Annotated in this window: 10 protein-coding genes; 4 read left to right on the plus strand and 6 right to left on the minus strand. The window is 70.7% G+C overall.

Annotation, left to right across the window (positions count from 1 at the left end; genetic code table 11):
• Nucleotides 1-113: 113 nt before the first annotated feature.
• Entirely contained in the window at nucleotides 114-758 is a 645-nt protein-coding gene (locus tag J7E93_RS28350; protein ID WP_215072837.1) for a dihydrofolate reductase family protein, read from the minus strand.
• A 254-nt stretch (nucleotides 759-1012) separates the two neighbouring features.
• On the opposite strand from J7E93_RS28350, the gene J7E93_RS28355 reads away from it, so the two are divergent.
• Both J7E93_RS28355 and J7E93_RS37885 read left to right on the plus strand, forming a co-directional pair.
• On the plus strand, nucleotides 1013-3229 hold the full coding sequence (locus tag J7E93_RS28355) for a VCBS repeat-containing protein (RefSeq protein ID WP_215072838.1): 2217 nt from the start codon (nucleotides 1013-1015) through the stop codon (nucleotides 3227-3229).
• A gap of 67 nt (nucleotides 3230-3296) precedes the next feature.
• Entirely contained in the window at nucleotides 3297-5531 is a 2235-nt protein-coding gene (locus J7E93_RS37885) for a VCBS repeat-containing protein (RefSeq protein WP_215072839.1), read from the plus strand.
• A 453-nt stretch (nucleotides 5532-5984) separates the two neighbouring features.
• Here J7E93_RS37885 and J7E93_RS28365 read toward each other — a convergent pair whose 3' ends face one another.
• The 5 genes from J7E93_RS28365 to J7E93_RS28385 all read right to left on the minus strand — a co-directional run bounded on the left by J7E93_RS28365 (nucleotide 5985) and on the right by J7E93_RS28385 (nucleotide 12762).
• Nucleotides 5985-6905 (minus strand): carbohydrate ABC transporter permease, encoded by a 921-nt coding sequence (locus tag J7E93_RS28365; protein ID WP_251067205.1) that lies wholly within the window; start codon nucleotides 6903-6905, stop codon nucleotides 5985-5987.
• Nucleotides 6902-8236: a carbohydrate ABC transporter permease gene (locus J7E93_RS28370; RefSeq protein WP_215072840.1), complete on the minus strand. Its 1335-nt coding sequence runs from the start codon at nucleotides 8234-8236 to the stop codon at nucleotides 6902-6904. The genes J7E93_RS28365 and J7E93_RS28370 overlap by 4 nt, the downstream gene beginning before the upstream one ends.
• Before the next feature lie 5 nt (nucleotides 8237-8241).
• Nucleotides 8242-9567, minus strand: a complete 1326-nt coding sequence (locus J7E93_RS28375) for an ABC transporter substrate-binding protein (RefSeq protein WP_215072842.1) — start codon at nucleotides 9565-9567, stop codon at nucleotides 8242-8244.
• A gap of 2 nt (nucleotides 9568-9569) precedes the next feature.
• Nucleotides 9570-11255 (minus strand): glycoside hydrolase family 13 protein, encoded by a 1686-nt coding sequence (locus J7E93_RS28380; protein ID WP_215072843.1) that lies wholly within the window; start codon nucleotides 11253-11255, stop codon nucleotides 9570-9572.
• Nucleotides 11256-11487: 232 nt separating this feature from the next.
• Nucleotides 11488-12762, minus strand: a complete 1275-nt coding sequence (locus J7E93_RS28385; RefSeq protein ID WP_215072845.1) for an ABC transporter substrate-binding protein — start codon at nucleotides 12760-12762, stop codon at nucleotides 11488-11490.
• Between the two features lie 124 nt (nucleotides 12763-12886).
• On the opposite strand from J7E93_RS28385, the gene J7E93_RS28390 reads away from it, so the two are divergent.
• Together J7E93_RS28390 and J7E93_RS28395 are read left to right on the plus strand one after the other, a co-directional pair.
• On the plus strand, nucleotides 12887-13402 hold the full coding sequence (locus J7E93_RS28390; RefSeq protein WP_073755692.1) for a PadR family transcriptional regulator: 516 nt from the start codon (nucleotides 12887-12889) through the stop codon (nucleotides 13400-13402).
• Complete coding sequence (locus J7E93_RS28395) at nucleotides 13399-14187, plus strand: ABC transporter ATP-binding protein (protein WP_215072846.1); 789 nt, start codon at nucleotides 13399-13401, stop codon at nucleotides 14185-14187. Before J7E93_RS28390 ends, J7E93_RS28395 begins: the two co-directional genes overlap by 4 nt.
• The last annotated feature ends 1 nt before the right edge of the window (nucleotide 14188 follow it).

The following is a 14188-nucleotide window of genomic DNA, read 5'->3' on the forward strand; positions in this document are numbered from 1 at the left end:
CCGGCGACCGCGCGAGGCGCGGCTCGACGGCCCGTCCCAGGGCGGCCCCGGGGCGGCCCCGGGGCGGCCCCGGACAGGAAGATCAGACTGCCGGGGCCGTCCCTGAGGACCGGTCACTTTCGCCAGAAAAGGTGATGCGTCACCCCGCTGGGGCTGGGCACGACCTCCAGGTGGAACCGGTCGAGCAGCTCATCGGGTGACTCCCAGAGTCGTAGGCCGGACCCCAGCTTCACCGGCGAGACAGCCACATGCATGGTGTCGACCAGGTCGGCGTCGAGGAACTGCCGGATGGTGGTGACTCCGCCGCCGAGTCGGACGTCCTTGCCCTGCGCCGCTTCCCGCGCCTGTTCGAGGACCGCGGCCGGGTCGCCGGCGACGAAGTGGAACGTGGTGTCGGAGAGCGTGAACGAAGGACGCTTGTGGTGGGTCATGACGAAGACCGGGGTATGGAACGGGGGCTCGTCACCCCACCAGCCGCACCACTCGTGGTCCTGCCAGGGCCCGCGCTGCGGCCCGAACTTGTTGCGGCCCATGATCTCGGCGCCGATGTTGCGGGCGTAGTCCCGCGTGAGGTAGTCGTCCAGGCCCCGGCTTCCCCCGGGGTCGGTGCGCCTGGGCCAGCTCGCCGTGGCGCCGGCCCAGGCGAAGAGCCTCTCGGCATCGACATGACCGAACGGCCTCTCGAGGGTCTGGTCCTCCCCGGCACCGATCCCGTCACTCGAGACATTGAAGTTCTGGACTCTCAGCAGCTGAGTCACGTGTTCCTCCTGTGGTGGCGACAACAGTGGTGAGACTCCCCGGGTCGGAGAAACTCATCGCTTTCCGTCCGTGACGGTCGGAAATCGGGCTACCCGGTGTCCTGACCTCTTCACCAGAACCGGAACACGTACAACCACATCGGCCGATCAAGAGTCTGATCGAACGGCTCGTAGAGCCACCGATCCTGATCTCTCGTCATGCTTCGGGTGCGGCACTCCGCCGTGCCCCTCCGTCTTCGGGGAGAAAAACCACCGTGACCCAGTACAGATCGTCCTCCCGTCGCCGCCTCGCCGTGGCCGTGTCCGCCGTCCTGGCGGTCACCGCCGGTACGGCCGTGGTCACCACGCCGGCCACCGCCGCCCCGGTCGCCGTCGTACAGGGGGCGGCGCAGGCCGATGCGGTGATCACGCTCCCGCACAACGCGCAGATCGTGAGCGCCGGGAACACCGGCTTCCTGATCCGCTCCCTCTACCCGTCCGGCACCGAGTACCGGTGGACGAACTACGCGGACGGCTCGACGAAGCTCCTCGACCCACGGGGGACCGACTACTACGGCAGTCAGATGTCCGACATCGTGGTGTCCCGCCAGCAGACGCAGTCCACGTACTGGCTGCACGACATGGCCGCCCCCGGAAGCTCGCCGACCGGTCTGTCGTTCGGAGACCAGCGCTACACCCCGCAGGGAATCGTCGACGGCACGCTCGTCATGACGTACGTCAACAGCAGCGGCGTGCTCGACGTCGTGCTGATGAGCAAGGCGTCGGGCTCGTCGTCGTCCCCGACGACCCGTCGCGTGACCGGGATACCCGGCAACGCGAGAGTGACCCACGTCTCGGGCACGACCCCCGGCACGGCGCTCCTCACCTACCGGATCGAGACGCAGTACTACCTCGCCGCCGTGGACCTGGCCACCGGCAGCATCCTCGACCAGCGCACGACGAGCACTCAGCAGGCCGACTCCCCCGCCTTCCTCTCGGCGTCCCACTGGGCGTGGATCGAACGGCCGACCGCCACCACCGTCCAGCTCGTCACGGCGGCGCGCGGGGAGGGGCAGCAGCCGACCGTGACGCCGCTGGGCGCGGGGGCCGGCCCCTTGGCCGTCCACCTCCTGGGCGACTGGGCGACCTACTCCATGACCGGCGGAAACGACGCCTTCGCGCCCTCGGCGCTGCACCCGCTGACGGCCCGCTCCCTGACCGACCCCACGCGCACGATCAAGCTCCTGGACCACGTCCACAGCTCCACCGTCAGCCCCGACGGCTCCCTCCTCGTGCGCGGCGGCACCGTCGCCGAGGGCGAGGGGATCTACCGGATCGCCCCCGGCGGTGACGGCACCCCGGTCGCCACGCTGGTCGCGAGCACCGGCGTCCCGACGTCGCTCGCGCTCACCAGCAGTAACGTTCCCTCCGTCATCGACCTGGACAAGAGCGGCGACACGCAGCTCGGCTGGACGCTGTCCCGGCCCAACGCGACCGCGACCGTCACGCTGCGCCACGTCAGGACGGGCAAGACCGCCCAGATGCAGACCGAGAGAATGGACGAGCTCCCCTGGCGCTGGCAGGGCGAACTCGGCATCGACGTCGCCCCGAACGGCGACTACGTCTGGGAGGTCGCCGCCAAGCCGATGAACGGCATCGGCCCCGACCTCAGGACGAGCGGCACCTTCAAGGTCGTCCGCAAGGCCGCTCTGCACGACTACGACGACAACGGCGCCCCGGACCTGCTGGTCCGCGACTCCGCGGGGCGGCTGTGGAAGGACGAGGTCCGCAAGACCTGGTCCTCCGACAGCTACTGGTCGGTGGGCAGCAAGCTCGCCGGCAGCGGCTGGAACATCTACCAGCAGATCGAGTCCGTCGGCAACGTCGGCGGTGCCCCCGCCGCGGACCTCGTCGCCCGCGACAAGGACGGTGTCCTCTGGCTCTACCTCGGCAAGGGCGACGGCACCTTCGCGCCCCGCCAGAGGCTCGGCGCGGGCTGGAACGTGTACAACAAGCTCGCGGGCGGCAGCGACCTCAACGGCGACGGCACGTCCGACCTGCTCGCCACCGACGGCTCCGGTGGCCTGTGGCTCTACAAGGGCACGGGCAACTGGGCCGCGCCCTTCGCGGCCCGCGTGCGGATCGGCACCGGCTGGCAGATCTACAACCAGATCACCTCCGTCGGCGACATCGGCGGCACGGCCGCCGGTGACCTCCTCGCCCGCGACACCTCCGGCGTCCTCTGGCTCTACCAGGGCAACGGCAGCGGCTCCTTCATCGGCCGCGTCCGCCTCGGCGCCGGCTGGGGCGCGTACACGCACCTCGTCGGCATGGGCGACGCCGACCGGGACGGCCGCAACGACCTGTTCGCGTACGGCAGCGGAGGATCGTACGTCTACCCGGGGACGGGCAGCGCGACGGCCCCGTTCGGGCCGCGCGTGGGCAGCTCGATCTACCCGGCGACGACGACGCCGTACAACCCGGTCGTCTGACATCGCGTATCCGCCAGTAGCGTGGCGGGTTCCCGCCACGCCCACCCCTTTGAAGAAGGAACATTCCTTGAACCACACACGTACGTCCCGACGGCGTCTCGCCTCGTCCGTCGCGGCCGTGCTCGCCGTCACGGCGGGGACCCTGGCGATGCCGACGGTGGCGACGGCTGAGACGCCGCAGGCCGTCGCGGCGCCGGCGGAGCAGGAAGTCGCCTCGATTCCGCCCGGCTCCCTGCTCACCGGCAACGGCCCTTCGGGCTTTGTGACCCGCCTCCCCGCGGGGGAAGGGTCGGAGTACCGCTGGACGCGGTACTCCGACGGTGTCACGACCGCACTGCCCGCGGGCAACTGGAAGGGGAGCCTTCAGAGCGACATCGTCGTGAAATCCGAGGGAACCACCCACACGCTGTACGACATGGGCCCGCAGGGCGCCACCCCCGTGGTGATCGACACCAGTTCCCTGGGCACGTCCGCCCAGATCATCGGCCTGACCGACACCACGCTCGTCATGACGGTCGCCAAGGCGGGGGGCGCCAGAGACATCCACCTCGTCGGCAAGCCGGAGGGCACGCTCCTGGACCGCAAGGTGACCGGGCTGCCCGAGGACACGGTGCCCCACTGGTACCGCCAGGTCTCACCCGACACGATGGCTCTCCTGTACACCGGCACGGTGGGCGGGGTGTCCGGGAAACGGGTGGCCGTGGTGGACCTCGCCACCGCCGCCGTCGTCGACGACCGCGCCACCCCCGCGGCCGATCGGGATTCCAGCGTCAGCGCGTCCGCCACGCACGTGGCCTGGACCGAGATGTCCGCCGGCGGCGACAGGACGCTGGTGGTGGCGCGGCGAGGTGAGGCCGAGGCCGAGCGTGTTCCCCTGGGAACCAGGAACCCGGTCCGGGCCGATCTGCTGGGCGACTGGGTGACGTACGGCGTTGCCGGAGGAGCGACGGCCACGACGCCCGACCCCCTCTACTCGCTGACCGCCCGCTCCCTCAGGACGGGGCAGACCGTCAAGCTCCTCGACACACTGATGTACGTCCGCAACGAGCCCGGTGGCGAGGCTCTGGTGCAGGGCGGGACGCTCGCGCAGGGTGAGGGCGTCTTCCGGATCGCCCCCGGCCCGGACGGCACCCCGACCGCCGTCCTCGTGGCGAGCACCGGCAAGTCCCTCGTGCTCGGGGCGAAGACCCAAGGAACGCCCACGACCGTCGTCGACTTCTCACGCGGCGCGGAGGCGAGACTGCTGTGGGAGTTCGACAAGGCCGCACAGGTACGCGTCGTCCTGACCCACACCGCGTCGGGGAAGCGCTGGACAGCCGGGCCCTCCTTCACGGACGGGCCCGGGCTCACCGGAGCGATCTGGAACGGTGTGTTCGACGACAAGACGTCCGCCTACAACGGCGACTACACCTGGCAGATGACGGCACGCCCCGCCAACGGCATCGGCCCATCGGTGGAGCGGACCGGCACGCTCGAGGTCGTGAGCATGCCCGCCCCGCACGACTTCTCCGACAGCGGCGTTCCGGACCTCCTCGTGCGGGACGGCGCGGGCCGGCTGATCAACTACGACGCCCGCCAGACCCTCTTCGAGAGCGGCCAGTGGGGCACCTGGTCGAAGCCGACGCAGGTGGTCATGGGCACGGGCTGGCAGATCTACGACCGGGTCGCCGCTCCCGGGAACCTGGACGCCTCCCCGTACGCCGACATCATCGGCCGGGACCGGAACGGAGCCCTGTGGTTCTACTCGGGCACGGGACACGGCCTCGCGGCCCGGAAGCAGATCGGCACCGGCTGGCAGATCTACGACCGGATCACGGGCGGCTCCGACCTGACCGGCGACGGCCGGGCCGACCTCGTCGCCACCGACAAGGCCGGCGGCCTGTGGCTCTACCCGGGCACCGGCAATGCCAACGCCCCCTTCTCCGCCCGCAAGAAGATCGGCACCGGCTGGGGCATCTACAACCAGATCACCGCCACCGGCAACATCGCCGGCGCCCCGGCCGGGGACCTCGTCGCCCGCGACAAGGACGGCGTGCTGTGGCTGTACCTCGGCAAGGGTGACGGCACCTTCGCCCCGCGCACGAGGGTCGGCGCCGGCTGGGACCGGTACACGGACATCGTCGGCGTCGGGGACACCGACAGGGACGGGCGCCCCGACCTGGTCGTGCAGGGTGTCATGGGCGGTAGCCACGAGACGCTCGCCCTCCACAAGGGCACCGGCGACTGGCGTGCTCCGTTCGGGTCCAGGACCGGGATCTACACCCCCGAGCCTCTCCGAACGGGGCCCGTGACCCTCTTCTGACAACCCGTCGGCACGGTCGCGCGGACCGTGCCGACGCGAGGGTCCGTCAGCGGGCAGGCGTTGTCGGGCGATGATGTGGATCACAGCCTCTGGACCTCAACCAGGCTTGAGGAAGCAGGCTGTTGCACACCGCAGGGCGGCCTCGTGGAGGCCGCCCTGCAGTCCACATCACCAGTCGATTCAACCGACGACGTCTCCGCGCAGCGTCGCGGCCCGTACGGGCCGCTGCCCCGCCGCGGAACCCGCCCCGACGGTTCCCGCGATGACCGACCTGGTCCCGCTCTTCGAGGCCTCCCGCACCGAGTCCCTCGCGGCCGCCGAGTCCCGTGCCAAGGAACTGGTGATGCGTCTGGCCGCGTAGCCGTACCACGTCCGCCCCGGCGCCGAGCGGCCCAGGCCGCGCCCGGCTTCCGGCGGGCGCGGCCTGGGGCGCCCCGTCACCGGGCCGCCGCCTCACTTGACCGAGCCCGCCATCACCCCCTGCACGAAGTGCCGCTGGAAGGCGAAGAAGACCACGACCGGGACGATCAGGGAGAGGAAGGCGCCGGGTGCCAGCACGTCGATGTTGCTGCCGAACTGCCGTACCTGCGACTGGAGTTCCACTGTGAGCGGCTGGGAGGAACTGTCCGCGAACAGCAGCGCCACCAGCATGTCGTTCCACACCCAGAGGAACTGGAAGATCGCCAGGCTCGCGATGGCGGGCCGGCCCACCGGCAGCACGAGCTGCATGAAGATCCGCCACTCACTCCCCCCGTCCATCCGCGCGGCCTCCAGCATCTCGCGCGGGATGTCGGCGAAGTAGTTGCGCAGCAGGAAGACGGCGAACGGCAGCCCGTACGCGACATGGAACAGCACCACGCCCGGGATCGTGCCGAACAGGCCCAGTTGACCGAAGAGCTTGGCGACGGGCAGCAGCCCCACCTGGACCGGCACCACCAGCAGCGCGACGACGAGCAGGAAGATCCAGTCGCGGCCGGGGAAGTCCAGCCAGGCGAAAGCGTATCCGGCGAGTGCGGCGATGACGACGACGAGCACGGTCGTCGGCACCGAGATGAGCACCGTGTTCCAGAAGGCGCGTGTGATCCCGGCATTGGCCAGCAGTGCCGTGTAGTTGTCGAGCGACAGCCGGCCGGGATCACCCAGCGCGGTCCACCAGCCGCTCGACGCGCTGTCGTCGGCCGAGCGCAGCGAGGAGAGCAGAAGACCGGCGACCGGGGTGATCCAGACCAGGCCGACGACCGCCAGGAACGCCTGGACCAGGCCGTTGGCCAGCCACCGGCGGAGCCGGCCGCCGGGACGGCGGCGGGATGCCGGCCGTGCGGAGGGGGGTGGAGCGGACGGCTTCGAAGGAGGTGCGGTGACGGTCGCGCTCATGACTGGCTCCTGCGGAAGCGGCGGACGTTGAAGACCATGGCGGGGATGACCAGCAGCAGGAGCAGTACACCGAGCGCACTGCCGAGCCCCTGGTTGTTGCCGCCGCCGAAGGAGACGAGCCACATCTGGGTGGCCAGTACGGTGGCGTCCTCCTGCACCGGGCCCGGCGCGATGATGTAGATGAGGTCGAAGACCTTCATCACGTTGATCACCAGAGTCACGAAGACGACCGTCAGTACGGGCGCGAGCAGCGGCACCGTGATCCTGCGGAACACCTGCCACTCGCTCGCCCCGTCCATCCGGGCGGCCTCCAGCGCGTCACGCGGTAGCGACGACAGGCCCGCGCCGATGAGCACCATGGCGAAGCCGGTCCAGATCCACAGGTACGCGCCGATGATCGCCGGGGTGACGAGGGCCGGACCGAGCCAGGAGACGCCCTCGTAGGGCGGCGCGAAGTTCGCCGCGGGCAGCCTCACCGTGTACGCGTCCGACGCCTCCAGGCCGGCGAAGCGGAACGAGCCGTCGGCCGCCGTCGTCGTGGTGGCGGCCGTCTCGCCGTCCCGTACGGCCTCCACCGTCAGCCCCGGCAGACCGTGCTCGGCCGGGTCGATCACGCCGGGCCTGCCGCCTCCGCCGGGCGTGAAGTCCAGGAAGACGGCACCGCGCAGTTCACCCGCGGCCGGTTTCGCCGGGGACGCCGGTTTCGCCTCGGCGGGCACGTCCTTGGGGGACACGCCCACGAGCCCGAGGCTGACGGTGCCGCCCGGTGTGAGGGCCTCGGCCGTTCCGTACGACCCGTCCGGGGCCTTCTCCAGGCCCTGGTCGTCCCGGGCACGGGCGGTCGGATACGAGGACGTGCTCGTGAAGGCGTCGTGCACGCCGACGACCGCGGCGTTGAGGACGCCCTTGTCGGGGTCCTCCTCGTAGGCGAGGCGGAAGATGATGCCGGCCGCGAGGAAGGAGACGGCCATCGGCATGAACAGCAGCAGCTTGAACGCGGTGGCCCAGCGGACCTTCTCCACCAGCACGGCGAGGATCAGCCCGAGCCCGGTGAGCAGGGTCGGGGCGACGACGACCCAGAGGGCGCTGTTGCGGATGGCGGTCAGGGTGGCCGGGTCGCGGAACATCTCCGCGTAGTTCTCCCCGCCGACGAACCGGGTCCCGGACGCGTCGAAGAAGCTGCGGCCGACGGAGAACAGGACGGGGTAGACGACCAGTGCGCCGAGGAGCAGCAGCGCGGGCAGGACGAAGGCGACGGCGATGGTCCGCCGGCGGCGCTGGGCGCGCCGCCGGGGATTCGCGGCCCCCACGGGAGTGGTGAGGGTGGTCATGTCCGTCAGCCCTTGTACGCCTTGGCCGCGGCGGCCTCCAGCGCGGCCGCCGTCGCCGCGGGCTTCGACGGGTCGCGCAGGAAGTCCTGGAGCAGCTTCCACTCCCCCACGCCCTTGGTGCCGCCGAAGGAGGCCGGGGCCTGGTCCGACATGTCGAAGCGCACCGAGTCCCCGGCGTCGATCAGCGACTTGGCGGTCTCGCGCAGGGTGTCGTCGCCGTAGGAGGCGAGGTCGAGCTTCTTGTTGGGGGACAGGAATCCGCCGGCCCCGGCCCACACGGCGGCGGCCTCGGGCGTCGCCAGGTACTCCAGGAACGCGGTCGCGGCCTTCTGGTTCTTGCCGTCCTTCAGGACGACGGCGGCGTCACCGCCGCTGACGACGGGGGCCTTGCCGCCCGTCACCGCGGGGAAGGGGAAGAAGGTGGCGTCCTGGCCGATCTTCTTGCCGAACTGGTCCTTGGCGATGCCGGCCACGAAGTCGCCCTCGTACACCATCCCCGCCTCGGGCTCGGGGCCGAAGACCTTTTCGACGGAGCCGGGGAAGTCGGTGCCCAGCGCCCCCTTCTGGCCGCCGGCTATCAGCTTCTTGTCGGAGAACAGCGTGCCGAGCGTGGTCAGCGCCTTGACGACGCTGGGGTCGGTCCAGCTGATCTCGTGCTTGGCGAGCTGGTCGTACTTCTCGGGGCCGGCCTGGGAGAGGTAGATGTTCTCGAACCAGTCGGTGAGCGTCCAGCCGTCCTCACCGGCGACCGCGAAGGCCGACAGGCCGGAGTCGGAGACGGCCTGGCCGCTCTCGAGCATCTCCTCGTACGTCTTCGGCGGCTTGACACCGGCCTGCTCGAACGCCTCCGGGCTGTACCAGACGGTCGACTTGTGCGCCGCCTTGAAGTACAGGCCGTACAGCTTGCCGTCGACGGATCCGTACTCCTTCCAGACCGGCGCGTAGTTGGCGTCGACGGCCTTCTGGGTCGTCGCGGACAGCGGCATGAGCCAGTTCTTCTCGGCGAACTGCTGGAGCACGCCGACCTGGGGGACCATCACCACGTCGGGGGCGTTGCCGCCCTCGATCTTGCTGCCGACGACGGTGGAGACGTTGTCACCGGTCGAGGTGAACTGGGTCTTGGCTCCGGTCTTCTCGGTGAAGGCGTCCAGCACCTTCTGGAAGTTCTTCTGCTCGGCGCCGGACCAGACACCGGCCACGTTCAGGGTCTGGCCGCTGAGTTCCTTGCCGCCACCGCCCGCGCTCACCGGGCCGCCGCCGCAGGCGGTCGCCCCGAGCGCCAGGGTGAGCGCCGAGCAGCACGCCATCGCCGTCCGTCGTCGCATGTTCATGGTCATACCTCCGAGGTGGTGTGGTCACTGATCCACCAGGCGGCGGTGGATCCGGGCAGTACGCCGGCCGGGCAGGGGCCGCTGGACAGCAGGGGGGCGCCGGAGACCGGTGCGGGCACCGGTGCGGCGGTGAAGTTCACGGCGCAGACCAGGCCCTCGCCGCGTTCGAAGGCCAGGACGCCGGGTGGCGCCTCCAGCCAGCGCAAGGTGCCTTCGCCCAACTGGGGCAGGCCACGGCGCAGTTGGAGGCCGTCGCGGTACAGGTGCCAGAACGAGCGCGTGTCGGCGAGCGCCCGGTCGGTGGCGTGTTCCGCGAACCAGCCGGGCTGCGGCAGCCACGGCTTGGCGCTCTCGGCGCCGGTGCTGAAGCCGAACGGCGAGGCGTGGCCCGACCACGGCAGCGGTACGCGGCAGCCGTCGCGGATCCGGGCCCGGCTGCCGGTGCGGCGGAAGATCGGGTCGGTGAGCACCTCGTCGGGCAGGTCCACGACCTCGGGCAGGCCGAGCTCCTCGCCCTGGTAGATGTAGGCGGCGCCGGGCAGCGCCAGCATCAGCAGGGCGGCGGCCCGCGCCCGGGCGGCCCCCAGGCCGCTGCCCTCGGTGCCGGACTCCCCGTACCGGGTGACGGTGCGGACCTGGTCGTGGTTGTTGAGCACCCAGGTGACGGTGGATCCGGTGCCGGCGATGTCCCGCATGGCGTCGTCGATGACCGTACGGAAGGTGCCGGCGTCCCAGGGGGCGCCGAGGAGGTCGAAGAAGAACGCCTGGTGCAGCTCGTCGCGGCGTACGTACATGGCGTGCTCGCGGGCGGTCGGTACGGAGACCTCGCCGACGAGCAGCCGCTCGCGCCCGTCGCGGGCGGTGTACTCCTCGCAGACCGACCGCCAGTGGCGCCACACGTCGTGGACCTCAGGCTGGTTCCAGGCCAGCGGGTTGACCGAGTCGCGGGTGCGGGCGTCGGCCTCGGGATCGGAGGAGTCCGGCAGGTCGGGGTGCTTGAACAGGCCGGCGGCGACGTCGATGCGGAAGCCGTCGACGCCCCGGTCCAGCCAGAAGCGCAGGACGTGGTCGAAGTGGTCGCCTACCTCGGGGTTGCGCCAGTTCAGGTCGGGCTGCTCGGGCGTGAACATGTGCAGGTACCACTGGCCGGGTGTGCCGTCCTCCTCGGTGACCCGGCTCCAGGCCGGCCCGCCGAACATGGCGTGCCAGTTGTTGGGCGGCTCGTCGCCGCCGGGGCCGCGGCCGTCGGCGAAGTGGAACCGGGCGCGGGCCTGGCTGCCGGGGCCCGCCGTGAGCGCCTCGCGGAACCAGGCGTGCTCGCTGGAGCAGTGGTTGGGGACGATGTCCAGCAGCACTTTGATGCCGAGCCGGTGCGCGTCGGCGACCAGCCGGCCGAACTCCTGCAGGTCGCCGAAGACGGGGTCCACATCGCAGTAGTCGGCGACGTCGTAGCCGTGGTCGGCCTGCGGAGAGGGGTAGAACGGGCTCAGCCAGATGCCGTCGACGCCGAGCTTCTTCAGGTACGGGAATCCGGCGCGGACGCCGGCGAGGTCGCCGATGCCGTCTCCGGTGCTGTCCAGGAAGCTGCGGACGTACACCTGGTAGATCACCGCGTCACGCCACCAGGGGTGGGCGGGGCGGTGTGTGAGGCGCTGCGCGAGGCCGTCGCCGGCGGGAGCTGTGAGCATCACCCGTTGACCTGTTTCTTCGTGAAGGGGTGCGCGCCATCCAGAGCGGATAGCCGTTATGCATGCATGTTAAGTAGGCATGACGAGAAGGTGTCAACGACTGTGCGAAAACCAGCGGATGTTGGGGTTGTATATCCCGGTATGTACCGTGAGCAGGCAGCGAGAAGTCAGGCCACGAATACCTAACAGATAACTAGTGAAGATCGCCGAAGGTGGAAGAGAGGCGATCGGGTCAGCGGCGGTGGGTGATGGCCGCGAGCTCGCCGGCCAGCCGTCGTACGGCCGCCGCGGGCGTCTGGTGCTGCGCCATCGCGTCATGCACCACGGCCTGCACGGCCAGGCTGACCTGCTCGTACCGCGGGCTCTTGGGGCGCGGAGCGGCCGCGAGCACGCTGGTGCGGAGCGCGGGCAGGTACGGGAACCGCCGCACGAGCGCCGGATCCTGGTACAGCGCGGCCCGCACCGGAGGCAGCGCGCCCTCGGTCAGCACGCGTCGCTGCACCTGCTCGCTCGTGAGGTACGCGATGAGGTCACGCGCCGAGTCCGGGTGCCGCGCATGGCTGCTCACCGCCAGGTTCGACCCGCCCAGCACGCTCGTGCCGGGCCCGTCCGGGCCGGGCAGCGGTACGGCGCCGAACTTTCCCGCCACCCTGGAGTCCGCGCCGGACGCGCCGGCGTAGGCGTACGGCCAGTTGCGCAGGAAGAGCAGCCGGCCGTTCTGGAACGCCTGCCGCGACTCCTCCTCCGTGTACGTCAGCGCCTCCCGTGGGATCCAGCCGTCGCGTACGCCCCGGGCGAGGAACCCGATTCCCGCGCGGGCCGCCGGTGACTCCACCGTGACCCGCTCGCCCTCGTCGCCGAGGATCGAGCCGCCCGCCGAGTAAACGGCCTCGGCGGCATTGACGGTCAGGCCCTCGTACGGCAGGAACTGCCCCGCGTATCCGCCGAGCCCGTGCCGGGGCGCGATGGTGCGCGCCTGCCGCTCCAGCTCCGCCCAGGTCCGCGGTGGCCGTTCGCCCTCGCGGTCGAGCACGTCCTTGCGGTAGAAGAGCATTCCGGCATTGGTGACATAGGGGACGGCGTACAGCTTTCCGTCGTACGTCGCCGTGTCCACGACCGGCCGCAGGAAGCTGTCGAGCGGGAGCCGGGTCCGGTCCACGGGCGCGATCCATCCGGCCGCGGCGAACTCCGTCGTCCAGGCCACGTCGATATTGAGGACGTCGAACCTGCCCGCGCCCGAGCGCAGGTCGGTGACCATCTGGGCGCGGGTCTCGTCCGCCGAGTCCGGCAGTTCGACCAGTGTGACCCGTTCGCCCGGATGTGTCTGGTTCCAGCCGTCGAGCACGCGGCCGAGGTAGCCCGTGAGGTCGCCGGCCGTGGCGAGGGTCATCGGGCCGCGCCCGTCATCGCTTTCCCCGGCCGCCGGGGCGGCGCCGGATGCCGCGTATCCGGTCAGAATGACCACGGCGACCAGGAGACCCCTACCCGCGGCACGTATCCACCGCATAGGTTCCTCCCAGTGCACCGGCGCAGGACATCGGCGTCCGGCGTCTCGGGCATGTATACCCGTTAGGCATGGGCGATACTAGAGCCCACATCACATCGGGGGCCGGCGGAGGAGGACAGCACGAGTGCGCCTTCCGCTCCTCGCTCTCCTGGCACGCGGGCCCGCCCACGGCTACGAGCTCAAGCAGGACCTTGAGCAACTGCTGGGCGCCGCGTACCCTCCCACCAACGTCGGCCAGATCTATGTGACGCTCGGCCGGCTGGAGAAGTCCGGTCTCATCGAAGGCGAGGAGATCGCCCAGGAGAGCCGGCCCAACAAGAAGATCTACCGCCTCACCGACGCCGGGCAGGAAGCACTGCGCGCCTGGTTCGAGGAGACGGCCGACGAACCGAGGGTCCGGGACGAGTTCTTCATGAAGCTCGCCCTCGCTCCCAGGACCGGGCTCGCCGACCAGATCGCCCTCATCAACAAGCAGCGACGCGAGTACCTCAACACGATGCGCAACCTGTCCAAGCTGGCCGCGACCGAAGACCGGGACAACCGCATAGCCCACCTGCTGATCGAGGGCGCCATGCTGCATCTGCAGGCCGACCTCGACTGGCTGGAGCGCTGCCAGGAGGAACTGGAGGACCTGCAGTGACGGACGCCTCCGCCGTATCCCCCGTACCCGCCGTATCGGCCGAGCCGCTGCTCCGCGCCGAGGGCCTCACCAAGACCCACCACGGCGAGGGCGTCCCCGCCCATGCCGTACGCGGTGTCGACCTGGCCGTCCGGCACGGCGAGTTCGTCGCGGTCACCGGCCCCTCGGGCGCCGGGAAGTCCACCCTGCTGCATCTCCTCGGCGGCCTCCAGCGCCCCGACAGCGGCTCCCTGTGGCTCGACGGCGAGTGCACCGACGGCTACAGCGAGGCGCGGTGGGCCGTCGAGCGGCGGCGGCGCATCGGCATCGTCTTCCAGTTCTTCAACCTCGTCTCCAACCTCACCGTCGCCGACAACGTCGAGCTCCCCGCCCTGCTGGCCGGGGCGTCCGCCCGGCAGGCCCGGGCCGAGCGCGAGGAGCTCCTGGCCGAGCTCGGTCTCGACGGCAAGGCCCGCAGCATGCCCGGCGAACTGTCCGGCGGCGAGCAGCAGCGCGTCGCCCTCGCCCGCGCCCTGGTCAACCATCCGCGCCTGCTCCTCGCCGACGAACCGGCCGGCAGCCTCGACAGCAAGGGCACCCGTGAGGTGATGCGGCTGCTGACCCGCTTCCACCAGCGCGGGCAGAGCATCGTGCTCGTCACCCACGACGCGCGGCTCGCCTCCGCGGCGGACCGGGTGATCAGCTTCTTCGACGGCCGCATAGCCGACGACGCGGAGCTGGGCGGTACGCCGCCGCGCGGCACCGGCCTGTCCGGCGTACTCGAACTGAACGAACTGAAGGACTGAC

The organism is Streptomyces sp. ISL-36, from assembly GCF_018614205.1.
Taxonomy (GTDB): domain Bacteria; phylum Actinomycetota; class Actinomycetes; order Streptomycetales; family Streptomycetaceae; genus Streptomyces.

Coding starts and splice junctions, on each gene's coding strand:
- J7E93_RS28375 (WP_215072842.1), bottom strand. CDS start 9,567: ATGAACATGCGACGACGGACGGCGATGGCGTGCTGCTCGGCGCTCACC.
- J7E93_RS28365 (WP_251067205.1), bottom strand. CDS start 6,905: ATGAGCGCGACCGTCACCGCACCTCCTTCGAAGCCGTCCGCTCCACCC.
- J7E93_RS28385 (WP_215072845.1), bottom strand. CDS start 12,762: ATGCGGTGGATACGTGCCGCGGGTAGGGGTCTCCTGGTCGCCGTGGTC.
- J7E93_RS28380 (WP_215072843.1), bottom strand. CDS start 11,255: ATGCTCACAGCTCCCGCCGGCGACGGCCTCGCGCAGCGCCTCACACAC.
- J7E93_RS28370 (WP_215072840.1), bottom strand. CDS start 8,236: ATGACCACCCTCACCACTCCCGTGGGGGCCGCGAATCCCCGGCGGCGC.